Here is a 24,016-nt window from a genome sequence, read left to right on the forward strand (position 1 = left end):
ACCCTCGCCGGGCCGGCCGCCGGGTCCGAAGAACAACACCGGGCGGGCGGCTCTCTCACAGACCGTTGGCTTGGGTGCAACTCCAGCACGCTCGCCTCGCCGGCGGCTCTGATGTTTTGGCCGCGCACTGCAAGGTGACTGCGCTCTCCAGCCGAGGCAGTCGCTAGCTTGCGCCATCACAGTCGTCGCCGGTGGCCGTCGCATCATCGGTCAGCGCACTCGCCCACCTATCAGCAGCCACCGCAAGGGCTGCCGCGAAGCGAGCTCCATCAACTCGCCCACGCAGCAACTGGGACTGCCCCGCACGTCGCCTCTGCCTCTCAGCTACTGCGGCAATGCGCCACCAGGCCCCGATCTTGAGGCGAATCCTGCCAAGCCACCGCACAGCTATGGCTCTTCGCTGGTCTTAGCTTCACAAGCCTCCGATATCGAAGAGTCAGTCACGACGCAACCAAGTCAGTCTTCGCTCGCCAGCTTCAAAGGCGACCAACCGGCGCGTGCGAGTCCCAAGGCTGGGGGAGCTCCGGCGGTTCACGCCTGTGAGCGTCCCAAGGCTGCTGTCGCTCCCGCGGTGTGCCCCTACGTGTGCCTGAAGGTGGCGGCCCCTTCCGGACTCGAGCTGCCTGAGCTCGCCGCGTAAGTCGGTTGGTGTTACTTGTTGCGCGGGTCAGTGACGTGCGCAGACAAGTCGGGTCTCGGCATGGCTTTGCGCTTGTTGGACGGCTGCGGGCGTAAGGGGTTGCCGCTCCGGCTGGAGAGCGCAGTCACCTTGCAGTGCGCGACCAGAACCATCAGAGCCGCCGGCGTAGCGAGCGTGCTCGAGTCGCACCCAAGCCAACGGTCCGCAACCAGGCCGCCTGCCCGGTGTTGTTCTTCGGACCCGCCGCCGGTCTGGCAAGGGTGACCCGATACCCGGCAAGGCCGGGGGGATGGGGTGAGCACTCGAGGCATAAAACGCTCCCCAGTCAGCCCGAGTGCTCGCCCCATCCCCCCGGCCGTCCGAGCGCAAGAAACCCACCGCCCCCAAAGCCCCACGGGCCTAAAGGTGAGAGGCCGGCGCAGGAACGTCGTGGGCCTGCAAAAAACCGGTCACCGAGGCGTGCCAAGGGAAACGCTCGGCCTGGGCTCGGGCGGTGGCGCGGCGAGCGGGCTCCGGGGTGGAGAGCAGGGACTGCAAGGCCAACGCGTAGGCGGGACCCTCGCCGGGGGCGGCCCGGCCGGCGGAGCCGATCACTTCGGGGAGGGCGCTTTCGGAGCTGACTACGACGGGGGTGCCGCTGGCCAGGGTTTCCAGGGCGGCCAGGCCGAACGTTTCGATCGGGCCGGGGGCTATGGCGGCGTCGACTGTGGCCAGGATGGCGGCCAGCTCCTGGGGGTTGGTGATGTGGCCCAGGAAGCGGACGGGGAGGTTGCGGTCGGCGGCTTCGGCTTGGAGGGCGGCTCGTAGGGGGCCGGTGCCGGCTACCAGGAGCACTGCGGGGACGCCTGCTTGGCGCAGGTGGTGCAGGGTCTCCAGGGAGCGGCGGGGTTTCTTTTCGGGGGAGAGGCGCCCGCAGTGGAGCAGCAGGATGTCGTTGGGGGCGGACCAGCGGGAGCGGAGCTCCGGGTTGTGGTTCGCGGGGGTGAAGTGGGTGAGGTCGACGCCCAGGGGGACCCGGGTGAGGTTGGGGGTGCCGAGGCGTTCGAATTCGGTGGCGGCCCAGGCGGTGGTGCAGACGATCTGGTCGTAGTCGGCGGCGGTGCGGGCGTTGAGCAGGTCGCCGAGGCGGCGGGCGGGGGCGGGGCCGAACAGGCGCAGCAGGCCGGCCAGAGATTCGTGGGAGACCATCATCGACGGGATGTCGTGGCGTCGGGCCCAGCGGCCCAGCCAGCGCAGGGTGGTGCGGTCGGAGATCTCGAGGCGGTCGAGGTGCAGCGACTTGAGGGTGTCGCTCAGGCGGGCGCGGTCCAGCAGCAGGCGGTAGCCGCCCATGCGGGGGACCAGCGGGCCGGGCAGGGTGATGACGCGGCCCTGGTCGGTGTCCTCATCGGAGTGGGCCGGGCCGGGGATGATCAGGACCGGGTCGTGGCCGGCGGCGCGGTAGCCGGCGCCGAGGTGGCGCAGGGCGGTGCGGAGGCCGCCGGAGCGGGGCGTGACGAAGTTGGCAACCCGGACGATTCTCACTCGGTGGCTGACCTTCCGAAGCTGGAAAGACCCATGATGACAAGGCTGGATTAATGAAGGCGGTCAGGCGGCGACGGCCGTACGGCGGTGGAACAGGCCGAGGGTGCGGGCGGCGTCGTAGTGGGCGAGGAGTTCCTCGCCGACGGCGTACCAGCTGCGGCCTTCGATGGCTTGGCGGGCGGCGGCGCCGAAGGTGGCGCGCCGGGCCGGGTCGGCGGCGAGGACGCGTACGGCCTCGGTGAAGCCCTCGGCCTTGAAGGGTGGCACGAGATAGCCGGTGCGGCCGTGGGCGACGAGGTCGACCGGGCCGCCGGCGTGGGGGGCGACCACGGGCAGGCCGCTGGCCATGGCTTCCTGCACCGCCTGGCCGAAGGTCTCGTACGGGCCGGTGTGGGCGAAGATGTCGAAGCCGGCGTAGAGGCGGGCCAGCTGGGCGCCGCGGCGGACACCGAGGAAGACCGCGGCCGGCAGGGCCTTGCGCAGCTGGGGCGCTGCCGGGCCGTCGCCGACGATCACGAGGCGTACGCCCGGAAGTTGACTGGTCTCTGCAAGTAGGTCGATCTGCTTCTCGACGGCCAGGCGGCCCACGAAACCGACCACGATCTCGCCGTTGGGGGCGAGGGCGCGCCGGATGCCGTCGCTGCGGCGGGCCGGGTGGAAGAGCTCGTCGTCGACGCCGCGGCGCCACAGGTGGACCCGTTCGACGCCGTGGGTGGTCAGGGCGGCGGCCGACTCGGTGGAGGGGACCAGGGTGCGGGAGGCGAGATTGTGGACTGTACGGATCCAGCGCCAGGCCGCCCCCTCGGTCATGCCGACCTTGTAGGCGCGGGCGTACGCGGCCACGTCGGTCTGGTAGACGGCGACCGTGGGCAGCTTGAGGGTGCGGGCGGCGGCCATGCCCCACGCGCCGAGCACGAACGGGCTGGCCAGGTGCACGACGTCGGTGCCGTGGGCACGCAGGGCCGCGGTCAGGGTGGGGGTGGGCAGGCCGAGCCGGATCTGGGGGTAGCCGGGCATCGGCAGGGAGGGCATCCGCACCACGGGGTACGGGACGGTGACCGGCACGTCGCGGACCGCGGGGGGCGGCTGCGGGGCGATCACCAGAGGGTCGTGTCCGCGGCGCAGCAGGTGTTCGGCCGTGCGCACCACCGAGTTCGCGACCCCGTTCACGTCGGGGAGGAACGACTCCGTGACCAGAGCGACTCGCATGCCCTCACCTTGAGGGCCGCCGATGTCCGGACCGTGGCCGACGTACGAACACGGCCCGACGACTAGGAGCCCTAACGGGCGGGTAAATGGCGAGGGCATGAGGTCGCGCCGCAGCGTACTGTTGATCCTGAGTGTCTGCTGTATCGGTGGATGTCATTGGGGAGGCGGCGACGGGCGCGACCGTAACCCGGACAATCGGCCCGGCTACCACTTCGCCGACGGGTCCGAGCGGGCCGAGCATCGGGTGCGCGGAGACCAGGACGTGACGGCCTTCCGGTTGGTCAGCGGCGCCGATGTGGTGCGGGTGCGGGTCGGTGATCTGGCCGGGGACCGCTACGAGATCTCCACTCCGGACGATGCGCGGGTGGCGCCGGCGGTCAGCGTGGACGACACGACCGTGGTGACGGCTCTGCGGGACACCGACGGTGGCGGTCCTGCTTTGGTGGACGTGGTGCTCAGCGACGACGTGCGCTGGCAGGTGCGGCTGGCCGCGGGCGCCTCGGACGAGTCGGTCGATCTGACCGGTGGGCCCGGCGGCGACGTCGACTTCAGCGCGGGCACCTCACGCGCCTCGGTGGCGCTTCCCTCCGGGAAGGGCACGCAGCGGGTCACTCTGGGCGGGGGTGCGGGCGTCTTGGCCGTACGGCTGGATGGTGATCAGCCGGCGCGAGTGGCGGCCCGGGGTGGGGCCGGGAGCGTGACCGTCGACGGGCAGACGCATTCCGGCGTGGCCGGGGGGACCGTCTACGAGCCCGCCGGCTGGTCGGGTGCGGCCGACCGGTACGACATCGACGCGACCTCCGGTGTCTCCACGCTCACGGTGACACGGGCCCCGTAGCGTTATCGCTCCGTTACCTGCAATCGAGAACTAGGGCCCCGAGGTCGGCATCGCACCAGAGGTAAGCCGCACGCTGTGCAGCACCCCATCGGTGCGGTCGGCGGCGTCGAGCTGGCGGATCTGCAGGTACACGCCGCGATTACGGGGGGCGGCGAGCACCACCTCGCTGTACGACACCGAGGTTCCGGCACATCCGGTCCAGCGCTGCACCCGGCCGGCCAGGCCGCCGACGACGACCTGGCGGTCGGGTGCCCGCGTGCACTGATCGTGCACGGGCAGGACGGCCGACGAGGCGTCGGTGATCAGGCCGGCGAAGACGCCCGGTGTCGTACCGACCGGATCCGGCCAGAGCGTGAGATCGCCACCCACGAGTAGACCAGGCCGGCGGCCGGCCGGAAGGCCGAGGGCCGCCGGATCCCAGCCGCCGTCGGCGAGCTGACCGGCCCAGTCGGCCGGCACCGCCACCGACAGCATGCCGGTCGCCTCGGTGACCCGCCGCCAGCCGTCGGCCGTGGGCTCGGCCAGGGCGGCGCCGCTCAGCGACAGGGCGGCGACGATCGCGATCAGGGCGCCCACGACGCGGGCGGGCCAGCGGACCGGCGCGGGCTGCACCGCGGCCGCCTCCTCGAGCGCGTCGGCCAGGGCGGCGGCGGACGGCCAGCGGCGCGCCGGATCCGTCTCGAGGGCCCGCTGCACAACCCGGTCGACGCGGGCCGGCAGGCCGGGGCGGAGCTTCGACGGCACCGGGCCGGCCTTGCCCGGCGTACGGCCGGTCAGCATTTGATAGGTCATCGCGCCGATGGCGTGCACGTCGGCGCGGACGTCCAGCCCGCCGCCCGGGCGCGACTGCTCCGGCGCCATGTAACCCGGGGTGCCCGCGACCACCGTGAACCCGGAGGCATGGGCGAGGGCCTTGGCCAGACCGAGGTCGGCGACGAGGACGCGTTCGTCACCGTGTACGGCCTGGAAAAGGATGTTGGAGGGCTTGAGGTCACGATGGAGGACGCCGGACTCGTGCAGGACGGCGACCGCGCGGGCGATGTCGGCGGCGATGCTCAGCGAGGTGACGACCGGCAGCGGGCCGTTCTCCAGACGGTCGGCCAGGGTGCCACCGTCGGCATAGGTCATGACCAGGTACGGGCGGCCGTCGTCGAGCTCGCCGATGTCCAGCACCCGCACCAGGCGCTCCGAGTCGGCCCGGCGCAGGATCTGCGCCTCCTGCTCGAAACGGGCGCGGACGTCCGGGTGATGGGCCCAGTTGTCGGCCAGCACCTTGATGGCGACCCAGGACTCCAGGGCCTCGTCCTCGGCGAGCCACACGGTGGCGAACGCGCCGGCGCCGAGGCGGCGCTCCACGAGATATCGACCGATCTTGCTGGGCATCGCCACCGCCGTATTATGAGGCCGCTGAAGATCGAGTACGGGGGCGGTATGCGCGACGATCAGCAGGAAGAACTGGCCCGCCTCGCGGCGGGTGGGGACGCCGCTGCGCTTTCTCAATTGCTGGGCGCGATCCGGCCGAGTGTTCTGCGGCGATGTGCGCGGTTCCTGCCGTGCTATCAGGACGCGGAAGAGGCCGCGCAGGACGTGCTGCTGCAGGTCGCGCGGAACATCGACCGGTTCGAGGGGCGGGCGCGGTTCTCGACCTGGCTCCACGTGATCATCGCGAACTGCTCGCGGCAGACCTATCGATCCCTGAAAAGGCGGGCGGCCGAGCAGGCGCACGCCCTGCCCCCGGTCGACCCGCCGGACCCGCGGACCACCAGCGTTATCGCGGGCTCCCGGCTCGACCTGCTGGACGCGCTGGAGATGCTCGAGTCGTCCCGGCCCGAGCTGGTGGCGCCGCTCGTGCTGCGCGACCTCTGCCAGCTGGATTATCGGGAGATCGCGTCGCAGCTCGGGGTGCCGGAGGGGACGATCAAATCCCGCATCCACCACGCCCGAGGGTTCGTCCGGCCGCTGCTAACGCAGTTTTAGGGCGCGCCAGTCGACGAACTTGAAGTCGGTGCTGACCCGGCCGTCCGGCGTGTTCTCGCCGTCGTGCAGGACCAGCAGGCCGTTCGGGTAACCGGGCAGCGGCTCGGCGGTCGCGGCGGCGCCGTCCGAATGCTGCACGCCGTCGGTCCGCTTGCCGTCGACGACCTGGAAACTGGTCACCGGGCGGTTCGTGCGGCGGTCGTACACATAGAACTTGCTGTCGCCCTGGCTCGAGACGACCAGGTAGCCGCTCTTGCGGCCGGTCGGGTAGATCGTGGCGCCCTCGACGTCGGCGGCGATCCGGCCGCCGTTTTTCGTGGGGCCGAGCGTGCACTCCTCGGTCTCCGGGTCGTACGTGCCGGGCGCGCCGAACTCGGCGACCTTCTCGACGACCCGCGGGAGACCGGCGAAACGATCACGGTCGAGCGGGATGCGCCACAGCGCGACATCCTCCTGGGCGGCGTAGAGCACACCGGCCTCGGTGTCGACGACCATGCCCTCCACCTGCGGGTCCTCGCCCGGCTCGAGGCACGGCGACCAGGTCGCGCCGTTCGGGAGGGCGAACTGCTTGGGCAGGTCCAAAGTGTCGGTGACCCGGTAGCCGATGCGGCCGCCGCGCTGCTCCTCGAGACGGAAGATGCCGAGCCGGGTACTGTGCCGGCGGCTCACCACCGCATACCGATGGTCGTACGTGGCCAGGCCGTAGCCGGTCGCCTGCGTCTCCACCTCGGCCTGATCCCGCGAGAACAGCAGCGGCGCGTTGTCGGCGGTGACATCGGTGAGGTGGCCGCTGCGCCGCTCGATCCGGTAGATCCGCAGCTGGTCCCGGCCGCGGTCGGTGACCACGGCCAGGTCGTGCTTCTGCGGACCGAAACCGCTGATCAGGTCGACGTTGTTGAACCGGCCACCCTCCGGCGGCAGGATCGACTGCACCTCCCGGCCGGCCAGATCGTAGACCCGCAAGCCACCGTTCTTGGCGGTGCCGATGACCCGGCTGCGCGACCGGTCGGCCTGGTTGACCCAGATCGCCGGATCGTCGGCGTCGGCCTCCCCGCCGGCCTCGTCGTCGAAGAGCGCGGGCGTCTCGACAATCGCGGTGATCTCGCGCGGCGCGTCGCCCGCGGCCTTCCCGGCGGCTTGCGCCGGCGCCGCGACAGCGGTGGTCAGTGCGACAAGAACAACGATCCCGGCGGTACGGCGCATGGCGCCGAGCTTATCCGGATCGCTCAACGGTCCGGGTGGACTGCGGTTGAACGACCGGTGATGAGCGCCTCCCACGCGCTTCGGCCGGACCTGTCTTCGGCCCTGCGCCGGCCCGTGCTTCACCGCTTCGGCCCTGCGCCGGCGGCCCGCGCTTGACCGCTTCCGCGCTGCGCTGGTTGGCGCGCTTCACTGGGCCGGGCGACCCGGGCTCTACCTCGTCGATGCCCTGCGGTGTAGCAGCATGAGGACCATGGCGATGGTGCCGGCCAGCCCGGCGGCGGTGATCAACACGAGACCGGCGCCGAGGTTGACCTGGACGGCGTTGCTGAAGGCACTGCCGATGCCGAACGGATCCTCGGGGCCCGAGGTGAGCGATTCGCGCATCTCATTCTCGGTCGACTGGAGATCAACGATCTTCCAGATGCCGATGATGAGCAGGGCCAGCGCACTGCCGATGGCGACGACATCGGTCACGATCCTGGCCACGGACGGCAGCCGGGGCCCACGGATCCGCAGACCGGCGCCGGCGGCCAGCACCGCCCCGAGCGCCAGCGTGATCCAGCCGTCCGAGCCATCGGTGCCGGAGGCGCTGATCGAGCCGATGATGGGGGCGCTGATCTTCGCCCAGGGCAGGAACGACCCGATGACAGCGGCCAGACCCGCTCCCAGAGCCACCCATCCTGTGATCATCGGCCGGCTCGGCTGAGCCGGCGGCGCGACGGCACCAGGGTAGTAGGGAGGGCCCTGCTGATAGGCGCCTTGCGGCTGCCCGGGCGGGTAGTAGCCGGCGGGCTGCTGCTGGCCCGCCCACGTCGTCGGCGGTTGTTGCTGCCAGCCGGCGTTCGGGTCTTGGGGCTGGGCCGCGGGTGGTTGGTGCCAGCCGGCGTTCGGCTCCTGAGGCTGGGCCGCGGGTTGTTGCTGCCAGCCGGCGTTCGGCTCCTGAGGCTGGGCCGCGGGTTGTTGCTGCCAGCCGGCGTTCGGGTCCTGGGGCTGGCCCGCGGGCGGTTGTTGCTGCCAGTGGGCGCCTGGCTGCTGCCAGTGGGCGTTGGGGCTCGGCGGTGGCTGTTGCCAAGCGGCGTTCGGGTCTGGTGACTGCGGCCAGGCCGGCGGTGGGGGTTGTTGCCCGGGTGGGGTCGGGGGCTGGCCCCAGGCGGCGTCCGGAGCTTGGTAGAGGGCGTCGGGTGGGGGCTGCTGCTGGCCGGGCTGGGGCTGTTCGGCCGGGGGCTCCTGTCCGGGCTGCGACGGCGGGTAGGACACGGCGGAACTCCTCGGCGGGTCGGGCTGAGTGGGGTGATGCGGCCGGGCCGCATCACTCACCTGTCGGCAGTCGGGGTGAACATTTGAGGCCTTCAGCGGCGGGTCAGGAACGAGATCCCCTCGTAGAGCGCAAGGTCGGTGAGCACCGGGTCGTGTCGAGGGCCGACGTCCCGCATGAAGGCGTGCTCCCCACCGGCGTACACGTGAAGCTCGAGATCCTCCAAGCCGGCGGCGTACAGGGCCGAGATGACCTGAAGCCGGGCGTCGGCCGGCACATGCGGATCCTGCGAGCCGAAGATGACCATCAGCCGCCCGTGGATGTCGCCGGCCCGGCCCAGCGAGCCGGAGTCGTCGGCGCCGAGCGAGCCGTTCTGCAGGCCGGTCGGATAGAAGCAGACCGTGGACCGCACCCGAGGATCGAAAGCGGCCCGGAACGCGAGGTGCCCACCGAGGCAGAACCCGACCGCCGAGAGCGTCGTGACGTCGTCGCGGTTCTCCAGGTAGTCGAGCACCGCCTCCCGGTCCGAGTCGAACTGCGCCGTCGTGGTCTCGGCGGCCGCGGCCAGCCCGGCCTGCTTACCGGCATCGTCGAACTCCAGCGCCACCCCGGCCACAGCACCGCGCGGATAGATCTCCGGCACGCACACCACGAACCCGGCCGAGGCCAGCCGCCGCGCAGTCCGCAGCGTCGACTCGGTGAGCTGAAAAATGTCGGTGTAGAAGACCACCCCCGGCAGCGGTTCCTCACCGACCGGCCGGATCACCTTGGACCGGATCTCGCCATCGGGCGCCGCCACCCGAACCTCGTCCTCACGCAACTTCATGCCGACCGACCCTACTGGCGTTGCCCCAGCCTCTCGGCCCGGGCAGCACCCTGTCACGCTCCGGAGTCACGGCCGGCCCAACGTGGAGTGCAGGCGCTTGGCCTCTTTGACCAGGCGCGAGCTGCCTTTCTGGCCGGCCGCCTCGGCCAGCCCCACGATGTCGGCTCTGACGTCGACCGCAACGGCGACCTGAGTGGCCAGCTCCAGCAGGTCGGCCAGCCCACGCGGCGAGTGCGGAAGCAGCCAAGGAAGCGCGGCCGCCAGCACCGCCCAAACAGCAGCGGACGCACCAGCCCGGTGCGCATCGGCCAGGGCCGGGACCACCCGGCTCAGCTTGATGACCTTGAGAGCCCCCAGCTTGCCGAGATCATGCCCCAGGGCCATGGCAAAGGAGGTGGCCTGGCTATCGGGCGCGGTGGTTGGCGTGGCTGCGTGCCCGGCGGCGATGGAGACGGGGGACGCGGCCAAGGTGAGAAAGGCGTCGACGGTGGCGATGCGGTCGGGCTCGTGGCGGGCGGCCAGGCCGTAGGCGAGGGCGAGAGTGGTGGCGGGGCCGATGGGGCCGCCGCACTCGGCCAGGGTGGGGAGCAGGGCACCGGCGCCGCGCTGGTCTTCGTCGGCCAGGGCGGCCACGCTGGGCAGGGCCCAGGCGGCGAGGACCTCGCGGTGGTGCGGGAGGGTCGCGGCCAGGATGGAGCCGTTCAAGATCTGGTCGTACGCGAAGACGTGCACCACCGAGCGCCGCGTCAGGTCGACGATCTGGCTCTCGACGCGCAGCAGCGGCTCGCGGGTGGGGTCAGGTTGACCACTAGGCGGGCGGTCGGCGGTGGCGGGCCGATGTGGAACTCGAGCCTTGTGCCGGCCGTCTGCTCGACGCGGGTGACGGTCGGGTCGGCCAGACCGCCGGCGGCCAGCCACTCGGCCAGTTTGCGGCCGGCGGGCGAGGTCAGGCCGGCGGCCACCGCGGGGTCGCTGTCGCGGGGAAGGCGGAGGAGCGCCTGCTCCAGGTCGAGGGGCCACGGCTCCCGGCCGGCGGTCTCGGCCCGGCGGATGCGGGCGGCGAGCACGGCCGCGTCGAGGCTGCCGTTGGCCAGGGTCGGGGTGGCCAGCAGCTCGGGCACGGGCGACCGGAGGATCTGGGTGTAGAGCTCGGCGACCCGCAAGGACAGCAAGCGGTCGGGCGGCCCGCCCAGGACCGGCTCCCCGACCTGCCAGGCGGCCCGGACGGTCGCCACCAGCCGGCGCCAGCGGCCCCTCTCGGCCTGGTCACCGAAGGTGGGATCGATGAGGCGGCGGATCGCGGCGGCCAGGAAGGACATCCGCGGCCGCGGCTCCCAGTGGTCCTCGGCGAAATGCTCGGCCTGCCGGTCGAGCACCGGCCCGACGGTCGCGGCCACCGCCGGCGCCTCCCCGGCGGCACTCAGCGAGACCAGCCCGGCCAGGATCCGCTCCCAGCGCACGGCGGTCTCCTCGCGCAGCAGCGCCGCCACCTCGGTGGCCAGCTCGGCCGCGGATGCGATCGGCGACGGCATCGCGGCCACCGGCGGCGGCCCCGGCAACTCCACGACGACCGGCTCCGGAACGGGCTCGTTCGTGCCGAAAAGCTCCGCCGCCCGCGCCGCCAGGTCACCACCCAGCCCCGCGGCCGGCCCGCCCAATCGTTCCAGCACCTCAGCGCCAACCCGGCCGCGCGCCTCGGCCGACGCACTTGCCTCAGCTGGCGTGCTTGCCCCGGATGGTGCGATGGCTTCGGCCGGTGCTGGGATGAGGCGTTTCAGGTGCTTGCCCACCACGTTCAGGGCGCGCTCTTGGATGTCCAAGGCGGGGTGGCCGAAGGCGACCGCGATGGTTTCGATGAAGTCGGTGGAGTCGTGGGCTGCCCTGTCGAGCCAGGAGAGCTGGGTCTTGACCAGGGTCTTCTCCTTGCGGAGGAGCGTGGGGTGGCTGATCTCCAGCAGGGTGGCGGGGTCGAGCAGGCCGGCGTCGTCGAGGGTGCGGAGGGCGCGCTGGGCCAGAGCGGCCACGGTGGATGGTGAGTCGGGGAGGAGGCGGGCGTAGTCGAGGGCGTGGGCGGCCGTCTCGTCGGTCGTGGGGGTCAGGGCCTCGTGGAGCAGGACGAAGGGGCGCAACTCGGCCGGGCGGCCGCCGCGGACCAGGCGGTCGACGGTGGCGGCCAGGATCTGCTTGCGGTCGAGGCGGCCGTCGGCGACGAGCTGGGCGGTGGCCACCGGGAAGACGGGCTCCTCCAGCCAGATCCTGGTGGTCGCGTCCATGGTGGCGCGGGACAGCTCGGCGCCCAGGGTGTCGATCTCGAACAGGGAGGGGAACAGGAGGTCGAGGAACGGACTGGCGCGAAATTTGTCGAGCGGGGTCACCGGTGGGCTCTCCCACGGGCCGCGGAGCATCTCGTCGAACCAGCACCGGACGACGGCCTCGGTCACCGGAGGCGTGCCGCCGGTCTCGGCCAGCAGGGTGGCCACCAGTTTCCAGCCGCCGCCCCACGCGTCGTCGGCGGTGAGCTTGACGGCGAGCCGGGCCGCCAGGTCGTCGAGCCAGGGCAGCCGGCGGGCGCGGACGATCTCGAGGGCGCGCGGGATCGGGATCCTGTCCCATTTGTCGCGCATGTCGCGGCGCAGGAGCAGGCGGGCCGCGCGGGGGGCGGTGGGCATCGTGCCCAGCACCGCGAGGGCGTAGCCGCCGGCGGGGTCCGCGGCCGGGCGCCACCAGTCCTCCGGCCTCAGCGCCTTGATCCGGGCCTCTACCTCGGCCGCGAAGGCCAGGCGTTCCTCTTCCGTGGCTTTGAGCAGCCGCGAGGTCACACCGGTGGTGTCGCCGCTGTGGGCGCGGCGTTCAAGCACTTCCCACTCGAGGCTCATGCGAGGACCTCGGCCCGGACCAGGCGTACGGCGAGGGCGTGCTTGCACGGGCCGCGCTCGCCGCGATGTTTCGCCCACCATGAGCAGGTGCAGGAGCCGTCGTCGCGTACGTGGTAGAGCTCGTCGCCGCTGCGGACCACGGCGGCCTCGCCCTCGACGGTGACCGCGCCGGCGGCGGCCAGGGAGCGGGCGTTGGCCAGGCGCGGATTCAGTTCGGCGGCGGCGTCGGCCGAATAGGGCAGGGTGCGGTGGAAGAAACCGGCCTCGGCGACGTCGTAGCCGACCCGGCCGGCCGTGCCGAGCTGGGTCAGCGCGTCGCGCACGCGCGCGCCGGGCAGACCGGCGGCGACGGCCAGCGCGTCGACGTCGATCGTCGGATCCCACGAGAGGAGCGCGCTGATCAGGTCGGCGTCGTCGGCCACCTCGTCGCCGGCCAGCGACTCGAGCACGGCACCCTCGCCGGAGAAGCCGCGGTAGGGCTCCGGGGAAAGCGTCAGGGACAGGCGCTGCGTGGGCGTGCTGAGCTCCCACGTGCTGGCGACCGGTCCACTGCCGGCGGCGACCGGCGGGCCGTAGACGCGCAGGGTGGTGGCGTGGCGCAGGAACGGCTTGAGCGCGGCCAGGCGGCCGGCCCCGGGCAGGCAGACCGCGCCCGGCGTGGGCCGTGACGTCAAGCGGAGCGACCGGCCGGCCGGCAGCGCCCACAGGACCGAGCGGTCGCCGGGGGAAAGCCGGTTGAGCAGGGCCCGCGCCTCGACGACGCCGAGGGAAGCCCGCGGGTCGAAGCGGGCCGTGAGCACCTGGGCCTCGGCGAAACCGTGGAGCCAGCGCGACGGCAGCGGCACCTTGCGCTCGACGACCGGGCCGTCGAAGGTCGTCACGGTCAGCTCGTCGGGGCCGACGGCCAGATGAATCGGGTCGGCCCGGCCGACCCGGCTCAGGGCGCGCTGCAGCGGGACGTTGACGTCCACATTGGTGGTGCCATGGGCCAGGACGTCGCCGTCGAGACCGGCGGGCAGCACGTCGAGACGTGCGTACACCCCGCAGCAGCCGGAGAAGGACTCGAAGCGCAACCGGTCGCTCCCGGCCGTGACCACCGGGTCGAGGCCGGCCGGGCTGACCGGCCGGAAATATCGCGTGCGCGCCACCTCGGCCACCGCGAGCAGGCCAATCGCGGCGGCGCCGGGATCGGTGAGGAAGCCGGCGAAGAACCGCGGATGGGCCGCCGGGCCGCCGGAGGTCTGCAGGGCGAGCTCACCCGGGGCCAGGGCGGAGGGACCGAGATACGTGTAGGCCGCTGCGGTTGCCATGGCGGACAAGGTAGGGGGTGGGTACGACACTTTCTTGGGCAGCCGGTGGCGGGCCGCAGCCCGGTGTTGGAGATCAAAGTGGAGGCCGGAACGAACCCTGAAAGAGGATTTTTCGTACTCCAGCACGCCGAGTGCGATAGGAGGGCCGCCCGAGGGGGCACAAAGGAAGAGGCGCACGGGGAATCGTCGAAGGGAAGAACACATGGCCGACTGGATCCTTGTTCCGTGCCTGGTCAGACTGCGCTCCGAGTTCAACGCCATCGCACCGGGCCGGGACAAGAGCAGTGACGGCTCGATCGGTGACACCGCCCACCAGGCGACGCAGTCCGACCACAACGACGACGAGGTCGGCAATGTACCGATTCACGACGCCGACAAAATCCACGAGGTACACGCGATCGACGTCGACGTCGACCTCCGCGAATCGGACCTGACCATGGAGAAGGTCGTCCAGTTCCTGCTCGGCCGCTGCCGGTCGGGCGCCGAGAAGCGGCTGCGCTACATCATCTACAACCGGCGCATCTGGGAACAGAGCAACGGCTGGAGGCAGAAGGCCTACAACGGCTCCAACCCGCACGACCATCACGCGCACTTCAGCGCGTCGTACACCACGTCTCTCGAAGCCTCGACGGCTTCCTGGCACCTGGAGGACATTCCCGTGGCACTCACTTCGGCCGACAAGACCTGGATCACCGCCGCCATCGACCGGCGCGCCGACCAGGTCGAGGCCAACATCCTGGCCAAGGTGGCGGCCACCGTCGGCAACCTCAAGGTCGACGTGAACCCCGGCGGAAAGGCCAACCCGCAGCCCTGGTCGCGCGTGGACGCGTACGGCTCCCTGGAGCGCAAGCAGATCCGCGAGGAGATCGCCGACCTCCGCAAACTGATCGAGTCGATGCTGGCCCCCACCAGCTAGCCCGAGCCAAGCCTCCGGCGGCCCCACCCGCGTTTCGGCGGGTCAGGGGCCGCCTTCGCGTCAGGTCCTCACCGCCCCGCGGGACTGCCGACCTCTTCACTCGCGCGGGGTTTACCGGCAATGCGGGTGGATGCGGGCTCAGGTCATGCCGCTGGCGTGGTGTAAGAGTCGGTGATCGCTCATCCGTGTGTGTTGATGGTGCTTTGCGGATCAGGTCCAGGCCCATGTAGCGGCGCCCTTCGACCCATTCGTCGGTTTGTTCGACCAGATCTGGCGCCAGAGCTCACGCGGGAACGCGGTGAAGGCGAGCAGGTCGGTGCGCGCGTCGTCGAGGTGTTCGGCGGTGTATTGGGCGTGGACGGCGTCGGTGTCGGGCTGGTCGAACACAGTGCGGACCAGGGCGGCCACCCAGGGTTGGGCGGCCTTGGGGCCTTTGGCAAGCAGGTTGCGCAGGTAGTGAGTGCGGCAGCGCGGCCACGACGCTCCAGGCAGGGCGGCGCCGATCGCCGAGACCAGCACGACGTGTCCACGACCGAGACCAGGGCTTGTTCGGCGCGGCGGCGGTGCTGCAGCAGCCAGTCCGATAAATACGAGCCCGTGCGTAGTTTCGGGATCGCCAGTTCGGCCGGTCGGTCGCCGCGCCGGCGCCGGGCCGCCCGAGGGTGACCACGACACCGTGGGGTCTGGGGGTCGCTCCCAGGCCAGTTCGGTGGGCCGCCGGGGATTCGAACCCCGAACCTAAGGATTAAAAGTCCTCAGCTCTGCCATTGAGCTAGCGGCCCGCTGATCCATAAGGCTACCGGAGCGTTCGCGGGCCGAGCATGCGGCTTTCCCGGTGGGGGCCGGATCGAGGAACTTATTTAAGAACGATTGTTCTTGACTGATCGTTCTCAAACCGGCTAGCCTCGTGGATGTGGGGCGGCCCAAGGGGTTTGACGAAGAGGCGGCGGTGGCGGCCGCGGCTGAGCTGTTCGCTCGGCGCAGCTATGACGGGACGTCGGTGGATGATCTGGTCGCGCAGACCGGGGTTCATCGGGGGAGCCTCTACAAGTCGTTCGGCAGCAAGCGGGGGCTCTATCTCGCCGCGCTTCGGCACTATGTCGATCGGGAGCTGGGGCGGGCGGGGGACCTTCAGTTCCTGCTGTTGGCGGCGGCCGAGCGGGCCGCGGTCGACGAGGAGGTCGCCAGCGAGGTGGCTCGGGCGATCGAGCTGCTCGACCGGGCCGCCGGCAGTGAAGAGGCGACGACGTTGGCGTTGGGAAACAAGATTCGGGAGTTGGGGGGCGGTCGTGGCGACAGTTGAGATCGAGGGTGGCGACCTGGTGGTGCGGGTCGAGGGGATGGACAAGTTGTGGGCGCTCAAGAGCAGCCTCACGATCCCCCTCGCCAATGTGCGGGGCGCGACCAACGACCCGGGGATGGTGAGCGAGCCCAAGGGCGTGCGCACCGCGGGGACGTACGTCCCGGGGGTGGTGGTTGCCGGTTCTTTCCGCCGGGACGGCGAGCGGGTCTTCTGGGATGTGCGGGACCCGGCCAAGGCCGTGGTCATCGAGCTCGCCGACGAGCAGTACGCGCGGCTGGTGGTGCAGGTGGACGACCCGCGGGCGACGGTCGAGCTGGTCGAGCAAGCGGCCGGGACACGAAAGGATTAGCCTCCTCGGCTGCGGGATTGCCCGCGAACGGCCGCTGGTCAGCGCGTAGCGCGTAGGTCACTATCGGTGGCGTGAACGAGTACGACGCCGAGCAACTGAGCGCGGGATTCCGCTCCATGACGATGCTGACCGCTCTGGTCGGGCGGGGCGGCCGGCCCGCGGCGGTGAGCCCGACCATCGTGCTGCGGGCGGCCGAGAAGCAGTACGGCTGGCTGCCAGTGAAGGTCAACGGCGAGGGTAAGAGGATCGCGGTCGTCACCAACCTGCGGCTGATCGTCGGGGAGAGCGAGATCCCGCTCTGGGCGATCACCCGGATCCGGCCCGGGGACGCGCACTGGTCGGTGGCGCTGGAGATCATCGGCCGGGAGGAGCCGCTGGTGCTCAGCGGGCCGTGGGTGCCGTGGATGAGCGTGGTCGTCTGCGCCGAGCTTTATGGCACGGCGTGGCCGCCCGCTTACGCTCCGGTTCAGGGAAACAGCAGGGAAAATCTTGTGACGGCGTAGACCGGACCCCTCCGTACTGCGACGCTAAGCGTGTGTACGACTACGATCTGTTGGTGCTGGGCTCCGGGCCCAGCGGTCAGAAGGCCGCCATCGCGGCCTCCAAGCTGGGACGCCGCGTCGCGATCGTCGACCGCCGGGACATGATCGGCGGGGTCTGCATCAACACCGGCACCGTGCCGTCCAAGACCCTGCGCGAGGCGGTGCTCTACCTCACCGGCCTCAGCCAGCGCGATCTGTACGGCAGCAGCTACCGGGTCAAGGACGAGATCACGGTGAGCGATCTCGCCGCCCGGACCCAGCACGTGATCAGCCGGCAGACGGACGTGATCCGCAACCAGCTCGCCCGCAACCACGTCACGATGATCACCGGGACGGGCCGGTTCGCCGACGCGCACTCGATCTGGGTCGACGGCGGCAGCGGCCGGGAGAGCAAGATCAGCGCCGACAAGATCATCATTGCGGCCGGGACCAGGCCCGCGCGGCCGGACAGCGTCGACTTCGACGACCGGACCATCGTCGACTCGGACGGCGTGATCAACCTGCAGGCGGTGCCGCGCAGCATGGTCGTGGTCGGCGCCGGGGTGATCGGCATGGAGTACGCGTCGATGTTCGCCGCCCTCGGCACCAAGGTGACGGTGGTCGAGCGTCGCGAGAAGATGCTCGACTTCTGCGACGACGAGGTCATCGAGTCGCTGAAATACCATCTGCGCGACCTGAGCGTGACGTTCCGCTTCGGTGAGGAGGTGGCCGCGGTCGAGCGCCACCAGACCGCCGCCCTCTGCATCCTCAAAAGCGGCAAGAAGATCGCCGCCGAGACGGTCATGTACTCGGCCGGCCGCCAGGGGCAGACCGAGGACCTGGCGCTGGAGGCGGCCGGCCTGTCCGCCGACCGCCGGGGCCGGATCGAGGTCGACGCCAGCTACCGCACCGCGGTCGACAACATCTACGCGGTCGGCGACGTGATCGGCTTCCCGGCGCTCGCCTCGACCTCGATGGAGCAGGGCCGCCTGGCTGCCCATCACGCCTGCGGCGAAACGGCCCGCGAGATGCACGAGCTCCAGCCGATCGGCATCTACACGATCCCCGAGATCAGCTTCGTGGGCGCGACCGAGGACCAGCTCACCGACAGCTCGACGCCGTTCGAGGTGGGCATCGCCCGCTACCGCGAGCTGGCCCGGGGCCAGATCGTCGGCGACTCCTACGGCATGCTGAAGCTGCTGGTCGCGCCCGAGGACGGCAAGCTGCTCGGGGTGCATGTCTTCGGCACCGGCGCCACCGAGATCGTGCACATCGGGCAGGCCGTGATGGGCTGCGGCGGCACGGTCGACTACCTGGTCGACGCGGTCTTCAACTATCCGACGCTGTCCGAGGCGTACAAGGTGGCTGCCCTCGACGCCTCCAACAAGATCCGCAACATCACGCGGATCGACGGCTAGGGATCCGGCTGCGGCTCGGTGGGTGGTCGCGCTTGTTGCGGCGGTACGTTCGCAGCGCCGTTTACCGCATTTTCGGATTTGTCGGAACTGTGCTGCGGGTCGACGGCGCCCGGCCGTGATCGCGGCGATTGTCCAACGTGGCATCACGCGCTCTTCCCAACATCGACAAATGTCACCCCGCAGTGTGTCTAAACGGCACAAGTGGAGCACCCCGCAGCGATGAAAAACCGATCTCTAAGGGGGATCTAAGGATTGGCGGGCCATACCTTAAAAAAGAATCAAGTACCCTTCGGCTATGTCATGGATGGCCAGCGCCCGGCACGGCGTCCGGGAGGCCCCCGCCGGATTGGCGCTCCTTCAGGAGCTGCTCAACACCCGCGCGCCCATGGCCTACGGCGTCGATCTCCTGGATGACGCCGACGACGCGCAGCGCTGGCTGACCGAGGCCCTGGCCACCTGGTCGCGCGTCTCCGGGCTGCCGGCCCCGACGCTGCTCATCTCGTCGTCCGATCTGCGCTCGCTGCGCCGGCTCCGCTCCACCTTTGAGAACGTGATCCTCGCGGGTGGCACACGCGACCCGTCGGGAGCGCTCCCACCTGCGGATGTGCCGGTCAGCCTGGTCCCCGACGCCGACGGCTGGGTGCGTATCGTGCCGACCGGCCGCGGTGTGCGCTGGCTCGCGTCGGCGCTGTGGGCCGAGGCGCTGCTGGCCCAGCAGGCCGGGCTCTGGCCACGGCTCAAGCTCTGCCACAACGCGGATTGCCGGGCCGCCTTCTTCGACACCTCCCGCAACAACAGCGGCGTCTGGCACGACGTCAGCACCTGCGGAAACACGGCCAACCTGCGGGCCTTCCGCGAGCGCCGCCGCCTGATGGGCGGCAGCGGAGCGCTGCCCCCGCGCCCGACGGTCCAGGGCCCGCCGAGCCTCCGCTGACGGGTGGCCGGGAACTTCCGGGCTGTTCCGCGCGACTATTGATTCATGGCGTGTGAGCGGTGGCGCGAGATGCTTTCGGCGCAGCTGGACGGCGAGGACGACCCGGCCGACCGGCCGCTGGTCGACGAGCACCTGGCCGGGTGCGCCGGGTGCCGGGAGTGGTTCGACCGGGCGGCGGCGGTCAACCGGCTGACCAGCACGCGGATGGCTCCGGCGCCCGACCTCAGCGAGGCGATCCTGGCCGCGCTGCCGGCGGCGTCACCGCGGCGGCGGGCCTTCTTCGTCAAGCGGATCCCGATCGCCGCCGCGCTGTTCGTGGCGCTCGCGGCCGTCGGGGCCATCCAGCTCATCCTGGGTCTCGACCAGATCGGTGGCGGTGTGGTGGTCGGCGGCCACGATCACGGGGGCGCAGCCGCCGACCCCGGTCATCTCTGGCACGAGTCGGCCGCGTGGAACGTCGCGGTCGGGGCCGGCTACCTCTTCATCGCGCTGCGCCGGGTGCGGCCGTCGGGACTGGTGCCGATGCTCACCGCGTTCGTCGGGATGCTCGTGCTGCTCTCGGTCAACGACCTGTCCGGCGGGCGGGTCGACGCCACCCGGCTGGTCAGCCACGGTTTCGTGATCCTGGGTTATCTGCTGATCGTCACGCTGTCGCGGATCCCGGGCGGTTTCGCCAGTACGCCGCCGGGCCTGCGCTCGGGCAAGGGCTGGACCCTCGCCGACGACGAACGGGGGGACGAGGAGCCGGCCGAGCCGGTGCGGCCGGGGCTGCGGCTGGTCCCCCGCGGCCCGATGACCGCCCGGGCCGGCGAGCGGGAAGCGGCCTAGAAGCGCGGCCGGACGGAGAGCTCGCGCCACTCGTCCGCGCCGGCGAGCAGGGCGCGGACGGTGTCGAGGGCGGCGTCCTCCGAGTCGTACTCGAAGAAGTGCGAGACGCCGTCGGCGCCGCCCGCGCGCTGCTCGACGTACCACTGGTCGCCGCTCACCCGCAGGTAGACATCCTTGCGGGCGACGCGGCCCCACTTACCGTTCCACCAGTGCTTGCGCTGCTCCATCCCGGCAGCGTATCGAACATTTGTTCGAACGCTACCGGGTGGGTTGATCTTTTACCGAAAATCACCGCGGAGGTTCTCCCCGGTGACGGCCGAGGACGTCGTCGAGGGCGCTGTTCTGCACCTGGTGACCCTGGCCGCGCAGCAGCGCGTCGCGGATCTCGGTGAGCAGCTTGACCTCCTCGCTGGGCGCCTTCGGCGGCGGCTCCTCGCCCCGCTTGCGCCGCTCGGCGAGCTTGTTGAGCGGGAAGACGACCAGGAAGTAGAGCACCGCGGCGGTCAGCACAAAGGTGATGAGGGCGTTGATGAAGGCCGCGTACGTGAAGTCGACGCCATCGACCGGCGACCAGGCGCCCTTGAGGTCGCCCGAGCCGCCGGAGATCAGCTTGATCAGCGGCTCCAGGAAGGACTTGGTGAAGCTGGTGACCACGGCGGTGAAGGCCGTGCCGATGACCACGCCGACGGCCAGGTCGACGACGTTGCCGCGCATGATGAAGTCTTTGAAGCCTTGGAACATTTTGCTCACGAGCACTCCTGCGTTCCACCGAGGGGGGTTCGTACCCGGCAGCAGGTGCCCGCGGCCGGTCGGCGACAAACTACGCCGACCGGGCCAACCGCCTCTAGTCGAGGGCAGGCTCCTGAGCCGTCACAGCCTCGTCCACCGTCGGGTAGGTGCGCAGCACTTCGACCAGACCACTGACCTCGAGGATGCGCAGCACGCCGCGTTGCGGCGCGGCCAGGCGGACCGTGCCGCCGGCGTCGTCGGTGCTGTTCTTGGCCCGGACGAAGACCGAGAGACCGGTGGAGTCGCAGAAGGAGACCTGGGCCAGATCGAAGACCAGCCGGGTGCGCCCCTTCTCCAGCAGGTCGCTGATCTGGTCCTGGAGCTGAGGCGCGGTGGCCATGTCCAGCTCACCCGCGACCGACACGACGACCATGTCGGCGCGCTGTTCCGTTTGTACCGTCAGAGACATTCAGGACCTCCAGATTATGAGCAGAACGGTACTCCAACCCCGGGGGGATCCGCAGAACGGGGCACGCTGCGCGGCACCGTACGCTTTATTTGGCTGACAGCAAGTATCAGAGCTTCCGGTGGTAAAGTCCGCGCGTTGCAACGCGGGGCCGGTAAAAAACAGAGTCGGGAGGCAGCGGTGACGCTGACTGCGGAAGAGGCGGCTCGGTTCGCCGGACTGCTCGAGGACAACAGCGACGCTTTGGTGGCGGCCTGGACCGAGCGGGTGGCGGCCACCCTGCGGGGCCGGCTGGGCCACGCCGAGCTGCAGCGGCAGCACGCCGAGCTGCGCCGGGGCTTCCATCAGGCGCTCGCCGGCGGCGCCCAGGGGATCGGCGACGAGTCCGCGGCCGAGCTGCGGGCCCAGCTGAGCGACCTCTCGGCCACCCGGGCCCGGCAGGGCTTCTCCGTGACCGAGACCGCGGTCAGCGTCTTCGCCCTCAAGGAGGCCGTGCTCGGCGTCCTCGACCAGACCGGTGGCGAGGCGGCCCTACGGGACTACGTGACGCTCTCCACCTTCGTCGACGAGGCGGCCCTGTTCACCTCCGAGAGTTATGTGCGGGTCCGCGAGGAGCTCATCGCCGACCAGGCCGAGCAGCTGCTCGAGCTCTCCACCCCCGTCGTCAAGCTCTGGGAGGGCGTGGTGGCGGTGCCGCTGGTCGGCACGCTCGACTCGGCCCGGGCCCAGGTGGTCATGGAGCGCCTGCTGCAGACGCTGGTCGACACCGGCTCGCCGTACGCGATCATCGACATCACCGGCGTCCCGGCGGTCGACACCCAGGTCGCCCAGCACGTCCTCAAGACCGTGGTGGCGGCCCGGCTGATGGGCGCCGACTGCATCATCTCCGGCATCCGGCCGCAGATCGCCCAGACGATCGTCGCGCTCGGCATCGAGTTCGGCGACATCGCCACCAAGGCCTCGCTGGCCGACGCGCTGCGCTACGTGCTGGGCAAGACCGGCCAGGCCAAGCGGCTGGGGCGCTGAGGTGGAGCGCGTTCCGGTCCTCAAGATCGGTGACACCCTCCTGGTCTCGATCCAGATCGACATGGAGGACCAGGTCGCCCTGCAGCTGCAGGAGGACCTGGCCGACCGGATCGTCGCGACCGGCTGCCACGGCGTGATCATCGACATCAGTGCCCTCGACATCGTCGACTCGTTCGTCGGGCGGACCCTGGCCACCATCGCCTCGATCTCGCGGGTGCTCGACGCGGAGACCGTGGTCGTCGGTATGCGCCCGGCCGTGGCGATCACGCTGGTCGAGCTGGGCCTGTCGCTGCCCGGCATCCGTACGGCCCTGAACGTCGAGCTAGGCATGGAGATGCTGACCCGTGAGCGGGCCGCCCAGGAGTGGGGGTTCGAGGAGGGTGACGCCGAGGACGAGGGCGACACCGAGACGTCAGCGGCAGCGGCGCCGTGAGCCAGCCGGCCGAGCGGATAGCGGTCAACACCGATCAGGACGTCGTCCGGGTCCGGCAGCTCGTGCGTACCCTCGCGGTGGCCGTGAAGCTCTCCCTCGTCGACCAGACCAAGCTCGTCACCGCGGCCAGCGAGCTGGCCCGTAACACGCTGGTCTACGGTGGGGGCGGCACCGTCGAGGTCGCCCGGGTCGACAACGGCCGCCGCGCCGGCATCCGGATCGTCTTCGCCGATGAGGGGCCGGGTATAGCCGACCTCGACATGGCCTTCACCGACGGCTACACCACCGGCGGCGGCCTCGGTCTCGGCCTGAGCGGCGCCCGCCGGCTGGTCGACGAGTTCGACATCGTCACCGCCCCCGGGGCGGGGACGAGCATTACCGTGACCAAGTGGTGCCGATGAGCGGAGGCGCAGTGGCGTCTGTACCCGAGGGACTCCTCGACGGGGGAGTCTGGTTCCGGGTGGAGGCCGCCGCGACCGCTTCCGCTGTCCGCCGGACGGCCGAGCGCCTGGCGGTCGAGCTGGGCATGCCCGAGCGCAAGGTCGCCGACCTTTCGATCGTGGCCGCCGAGACGGCCGGAAACCTGGTCAAGCACGCCGACGAGGGCGTCCTGCTGCTGCGCGCGGTGCGGGCCGAGGGTGAGGCCGGCGTCGAGATCGTCGCGGTCGACAGCGGCCCCGGCATGGCCGATCTTGTGCATTCGGTCGGTGACGGCCACTCGACCGCGGGCACGCTGGGCATCGGGCTCGGCGCGATCATCCGCCAGTCCGACTGGTGCGATCTGCACTCCGTGCCGGGCAAGGGCACGGTGATGGCCGTCCAGGTCTGGCCGGCCGACCCGCCGGAGCCGGCCTGGGCGGCCGGAGTGACCCGGCCGCTGACCGGCGAACCGGTCAGCGGCGACGCGTACGCCGTCCGCGAGGTGGACGGCCGCCGGCAGATCCTGATGTGCGACGGACTCGGGCACGGGGGGCTCGCCGCGGCCGCGGCCCACGAGGCCGTCCGGGTGTTCCGCGAGGCGCCGGCCGACCAGCCCTCGGGCGTGGTCGAGACGCTGCACCGCCGGCTGAATCACACCCGGGGCGCCGCGCTCGCGGTCGCCGAGCTCGACCCGGCGGCCGGTCTCGTCCACTACTCGGGCCTCGGCAACATCGCCGGCACCGTCTTCGCGCCCGGCGGCACCCGCCGCGGCATGGTCTCGCTGCCCGGCATCGCCGGCCATCAACGGCGGCAGATCCGGCAGTACGACTACCCGCTCGAGCCCGGCTCGGTCGTTCTCATGCACTCCGACGGCGTGGTCGACCGCTGGGGCCCGGCCGATTACCCCGGCCTGCTGACCCACTCGCCCGTGGTGCTCGCGGCGACCGTGCTCCGCGACGCCGGTGTCCGCCGCGACGACGCCGGTGTGATCGTGGCCCGGCTCCCATGAGTGGCC

At 71.0% G+C, this 24,016-nt stretch carries 25 protein-coding genes, 1 tRNA gene and 1 pseudogene; 13 read left to right on the plus strand and 14 right to left on the minus strand.

All coding sequences use genetic code 11. The features are described 5' to 3' along the window. Nucleotides 1–1,039: 1,039 nt before the first annotated feature. Both AB0J66_RS41780 and AB0J66_RS41785 read right to left on the minus strand, forming a co-directional pair. The gene (locus AB0J66_RS41780; protein ID WP_364672969.1) at nucleotides 1,040–2,164 is read right to left on the minus strand and encodes a glycosyltransferase; all 1,125 of its coding nucleotides are present in this window, start codon (nucleotides 2,162–2,164) and stop codon (nucleotides 1,040–1,042) included. A 63-nt stretch (nucleotides 2,165–2,227) separates the two neighbouring features. Further along, nucleotides 2,228–3,373: a glycosyltransferase family 1 protein gene (locus AB0J66_RS41785; RefSeq protein WP_364672971.1), complete on the minus strand. Its 1,146-nt coding sequence runs from the start codon at nucleotides 3,371–3,373 to the stop codon at nucleotides 2,228–2,230. A 244-nt stretch (nucleotides 3,374–3,617) separates the two neighbouring features. Between AB0J66_RS41785 and AB0J66_RS41790 the strand changes: the two genes are divergently transcribed. Further along, the gene (locus tag AB0J66_RS41790; protein ID WP_364672972.1) at nucleotides 3,618–4,211 is read left to right on the plus strand and encodes a hypothetical protein; all 594 of its coding nucleotides are present in this window, start codon (nucleotides 3,618–3,620) and stop codon (nucleotides 4,209–4,211) included. A gap of 30 nt (nucleotides 4,212–4,241) precedes the next feature. On the opposite strand, the gene AB0J66_RS41795 is transcribed toward AB0J66_RS41790, so the two are convergent. Then, nucleotides 4,242–5,594, minus strand: coding sequence for a serine/threonine-protein kinase (locus AB0J66_RS41795; protein ID WP_364673113.1), 1,353 nt, complete (start codon nucleotides 5,592–5,594; stop codon nucleotides 4,242–4,244). A gap of 48 nt (nucleotides 5,595–5,642) precedes the next feature. On the opposite strand from AB0J66_RS41795, the gene AB0J66_RS41800 reads away from it, so the two are divergent. Then, on the plus strand, nucleotides 5,643–6,188 hold the full coding sequence (locus tag AB0J66_RS41800) for an RNA polymerase sigma factor (protein WP_364672973.1): 546 nt from the start codon (nucleotides 5,643–5,645) through the stop codon (nucleotides 6,186–6,188). Here AB0J66_RS41800 and AB0J66_RS41805 read toward each other — a convergent pair. From AB0J66_RS41805 to AB0J66_RS41830, 6 genes are all read right to left on the minus strand, one after another. Further along, nucleotides 6,174–7,391 carry a phytase gene (locus AB0J66_RS41805; protein WP_364672975.1) on the minus strand — a complete coding sequence of 406 codons (1,218 nt, stop codon included), beginning with the start codon at nucleotides 7,389–7,391 and terminating at the stop codon, nucleotides 6,174–6,176. The genes AB0J66_RS41800 and AB0J66_RS41805 overlap by 15 nt on opposite strands. A 210-nt stretch (nucleotides 7,392–7,601) precedes the next feature. Continuing rightward, nucleotides 7,602–8,648, minus strand: coding sequence for a hypothetical protein (locus AB0J66_RS41810; protein ID WP_364672976.1), 1,047 nt, complete (start codon nucleotides 8,646–8,648; stop codon nucleotides 7,602–7,604). A gap of 92 nt (nucleotides 8,649–8,740) precedes the next feature. Continuing rightward, nucleotides 8,741–9,472 (minus strand): dienelactone hydrolase family protein, encoded by a 732-nt coding sequence (locus AB0J66_RS41815; protein WP_364672978.1) that lies wholly within the window; start codon nucleotides 9,470–9,472, stop codon nucleotides 8,741–8,743. Between the two features lie 66 nt (nucleotides 9,473–9,538). Next, nucleotides 9,539–10,207, minus strand: coding sequence for a hypothetical protein (locus AB0J66_RS41820; RefSeq protein WP_364672979.1), 669 nt, complete (start codon nucleotides 10,205–10,207; stop codon nucleotides 9,539–9,541). Nucleotides 10,208–10,218: 11 nt separating this feature from the next. Further along, nucleotides 10,219–12,348 carry a DUF6493 family protein gene (locus AB0J66_RS41825; RefSeq protein WP_364672981.1) on the minus strand — a complete coding sequence of 710 codons (2,130 nt, stop codon included), beginning with the start codon at nucleotides 12,346–12,348 and terminating at the stop codon, nucleotides 10,219–10,221. Next, the gene (locus AB0J66_RS41830; RefSeq protein WP_364672983.1) at nucleotides 12,345–13,658 is read right to left on the minus strand and encodes an SWIM zinc finger family protein; all 1,314 of its coding nucleotides are present in this window, start codon (nucleotides 13,656–13,658) and stop codon (nucleotides 12,345–12,347) included. Before AB0J66_RS41830 ends, AB0J66_RS41825 begins: the two co-directional genes overlap by 4 nt. Before the next feature lie 202 nt (nucleotides 13,659–13,860). Between AB0J66_RS41830 and AB0J66_RS41835 the strand changes: the two genes are divergently transcribed. Next, nucleotides 13,861–14,574 carry a hypothetical protein gene (locus AB0J66_RS41835; protein WP_364672984.1) on the plus strand — a complete coding sequence of 238 codons (714 nt, stop codon included), beginning with the start codon at nucleotides 13,861–13,863 and terminating at the stop codon, nucleotides 14,572–14,574. Between the two features lie 267 nt (nucleotides 14,575–14,841). Here AB0J66_RS41835 and AB0J66_RS41840 read toward each other — a convergent pair. Together AB0J66_RS41840 and AB0J66_RS41845 are read right to left on the minus strand one after the other, a co-directional pair. After that, nucleotides 14,842–15,066, minus strand: a pseudogene (locus tag AB0J66_RS41840) (transposase); the annotation flags it as partial. 218 nt (nucleotides 15,067–15,284) lie between these two features. Continuing rightward, nucleotides 15,285–15,356, minus strand: a tRNA-Lys gene (locus AB0J66_RS41845). Nucleotides 15,357–15,487: 131 nt separating this feature from the next. On the opposite strand from AB0J66_RS41845, the gene AB0J66_RS41850 reads away from it, so the two are divergent. The 6 genes from AB0J66_RS41850 to AB0J66_RS41875 all read left to right on the plus strand — a co-directional run bounded on the left by AB0J66_RS41850 (nucleotide 15,488) and on the right by AB0J66_RS41875 (nucleotide 19,927). Then, nucleotides 15,488–15,877 carry a helix-turn-helix domain-containing protein gene (locus tag AB0J66_RS41850; protein WP_364672986.1) on the plus strand — a complete coding sequence of 130 codons (390 nt, stop codon included), beginning with the start codon at nucleotides 15,488–15,490 and terminating at the stop codon, nucleotides 15,875–15,877. Further along, nucleotides 15,864–16,226 carry a hypothetical protein gene (locus tag AB0J66_RS41855; RefSeq protein WP_364672987.1) on the plus strand — a complete coding sequence of 121 codons (363 nt, stop codon included), beginning with the start codon at nucleotides 15,864–15,866 and terminating at the stop codon, nucleotides 16,224–16,226. The genes AB0J66_RS41850 and AB0J66_RS41855 overlap by 14 nt, the downstream gene beginning before the upstream one ends. Nucleotides 16,227–16,297: 71 nt before the next feature. Beyond that, a complete protein-coding gene (locus tag AB0J66_RS41860; RefSeq protein WP_364672989.1) occupies nucleotides 16,298–16,729 on the plus strand; it encodes a hypothetical protein in 432 nt (143 codons plus the stop codon). Between the two features lie 32 nt (nucleotides 16,730–16,761). Beyond that, nucleotides 16,762–18,165, plus strand: coding sequence for a Si-specific NAD(P)(+) transhydrogenase (gene sthA / locus AB0J66_RS41865; protein WP_364672991.1), 1,404 nt, complete (start codon nucleotides 16,762–16,764; stop codon nucleotides 18,163–18,165). Between the two features lie 295 nt (nucleotides 18,166–18,460). Continuing rightward, nucleotides 18,461–19,099 carry a CGNR zinc finger domain-containing protein gene (locus AB0J66_RS41870; RefSeq protein ID WP_364672993.1) on the plus strand — a complete coding sequence of 213 codons (639 nt, stop codon included), beginning with the start codon at nucleotides 18,461–18,463 and terminating at the stop codon, nucleotides 19,097–19,099. A gap of 45 nt (nucleotides 19,100–19,144) precedes the next feature. Further along, nucleotides 19,145–19,927, plus strand: a complete 783-nt coding sequence (locus AB0J66_RS41875) for a zf-HC2 domain-containing protein (protein WP_364672995.1) — start codon at nucleotides 19,145–19,147, stop codon at nucleotides 19,925–19,927. Here AB0J66_RS41875 and AB0J66_RS41880 read toward each other — a convergent pair. The 3 genes from AB0J66_RS41880 to AB0J66_RS41890 all read right to left on the minus strand — a co-directional run bounded on the left by AB0J66_RS41880 (nucleotide 19,924) and on the right by AB0J66_RS41890 (nucleotide 21,125). Beyond that, nucleotides 19,924–20,154 (minus strand): hypothetical protein, encoded by a 231-nt coding sequence (locus AB0J66_RS41880; protein ID WP_364672997.1) that lies wholly within the window; start codon nucleotides 20,152–20,154, stop codon nucleotides 19,924–19,926. The genes AB0J66_RS41875 and AB0J66_RS41880 overlap by 4 nt on opposite strands. Before the next feature lie 61 nt (nucleotides 20,155–20,215). Further along, nucleotides 20,216–20,668: a large conductance mechanosensitive channel protein MscL gene (mscL, locus tag AB0J66_RS41885; RefSeq protein WP_364673115.1), complete on the minus strand. Its 453-nt coding sequence runs from the start codon at nucleotides 20,666–20,668 to the stop codon at nucleotides 20,216–20,218. Between the two features lie 103 nt (nucleotides 20,669–20,771). Then, a complete protein-coding gene (locus AB0J66_RS41890) occupies nucleotides 20,772–21,125 on the minus strand; it encodes an STAS domain-containing protein (protein WP_097327808.1) in 354 nt (117 codons plus the stop codon). A gap of 177 nt (nucleotides 21,126–21,302) precedes the next feature. Here AB0J66_RS41890 and AB0J66_RS41895 point away from each other — a divergent pair, with 177 nt between their 5' ends. The 4 genes from AB0J66_RS41895 to AB0J66_RS41910 are packed head-to-tail and all read left to right on the plus strand — an operon-like array spanning nucleotide 21,303 to nucleotide 24,010. Further along, the gene (locus tag AB0J66_RS41895; RefSeq protein WP_364672999.1) at nucleotides 21,303–22,148 is read left to right on the plus strand and encodes an STAS domain-containing protein; all 846 of its coding nucleotides are present in this window, start codon (nucleotides 21,303–21,305) and stop codon (nucleotides 22,146–22,148) included. Between the two features lies 1 nt (nucleotide 22,149). Continuing rightward, nucleotides 22,150–22,581, plus strand: coding sequence for an STAS domain-containing protein (locus tag AB0J66_RS41900; RefSeq protein WP_364673000.1), 432 nt, complete (start codon nucleotides 22,150–22,152; stop codon nucleotides 22,579–22,581). After that, nucleotides 22,578–22,982 carry an ATP-binding protein gene (locus AB0J66_RS41905; protein WP_364673001.1) on the plus strand — a complete coding sequence of 135 codons (405 nt, stop codon included), beginning with the start codon at nucleotides 22,578–22,580 and terminating at the stop codon, nucleotides 22,980–22,982. Before AB0J66_RS41900 ends, AB0J66_RS41905 begins: the two co-directional genes overlap by 4 nt. Further along, complete coding sequence (locus AB0J66_RS41910) at nucleotides 22,979–24,010, plus strand: ATP-binding SpoIIE family protein phosphatase (protein ID WP_364673003.1); 1,032 nt, start codon at nucleotides 22,979–22,981, stop codon at nucleotides 24,008–24,010. Before AB0J66_RS41905 ends, AB0J66_RS41910 begins: the two co-directional genes overlap by 4 nt. The last annotated feature ends 6 nt before the right edge of the window (nucleotides 24,011–24,016 follow it).

This window comes from Actinoplanes sp. NPDC049598 (genome assembly GCF_040675435.1).
Classification (GTDB): Bacteria; Actinomycetota; Actinomycetes; order Mycobacteriales; family Micromonosporaceae; genus Actinoplanes.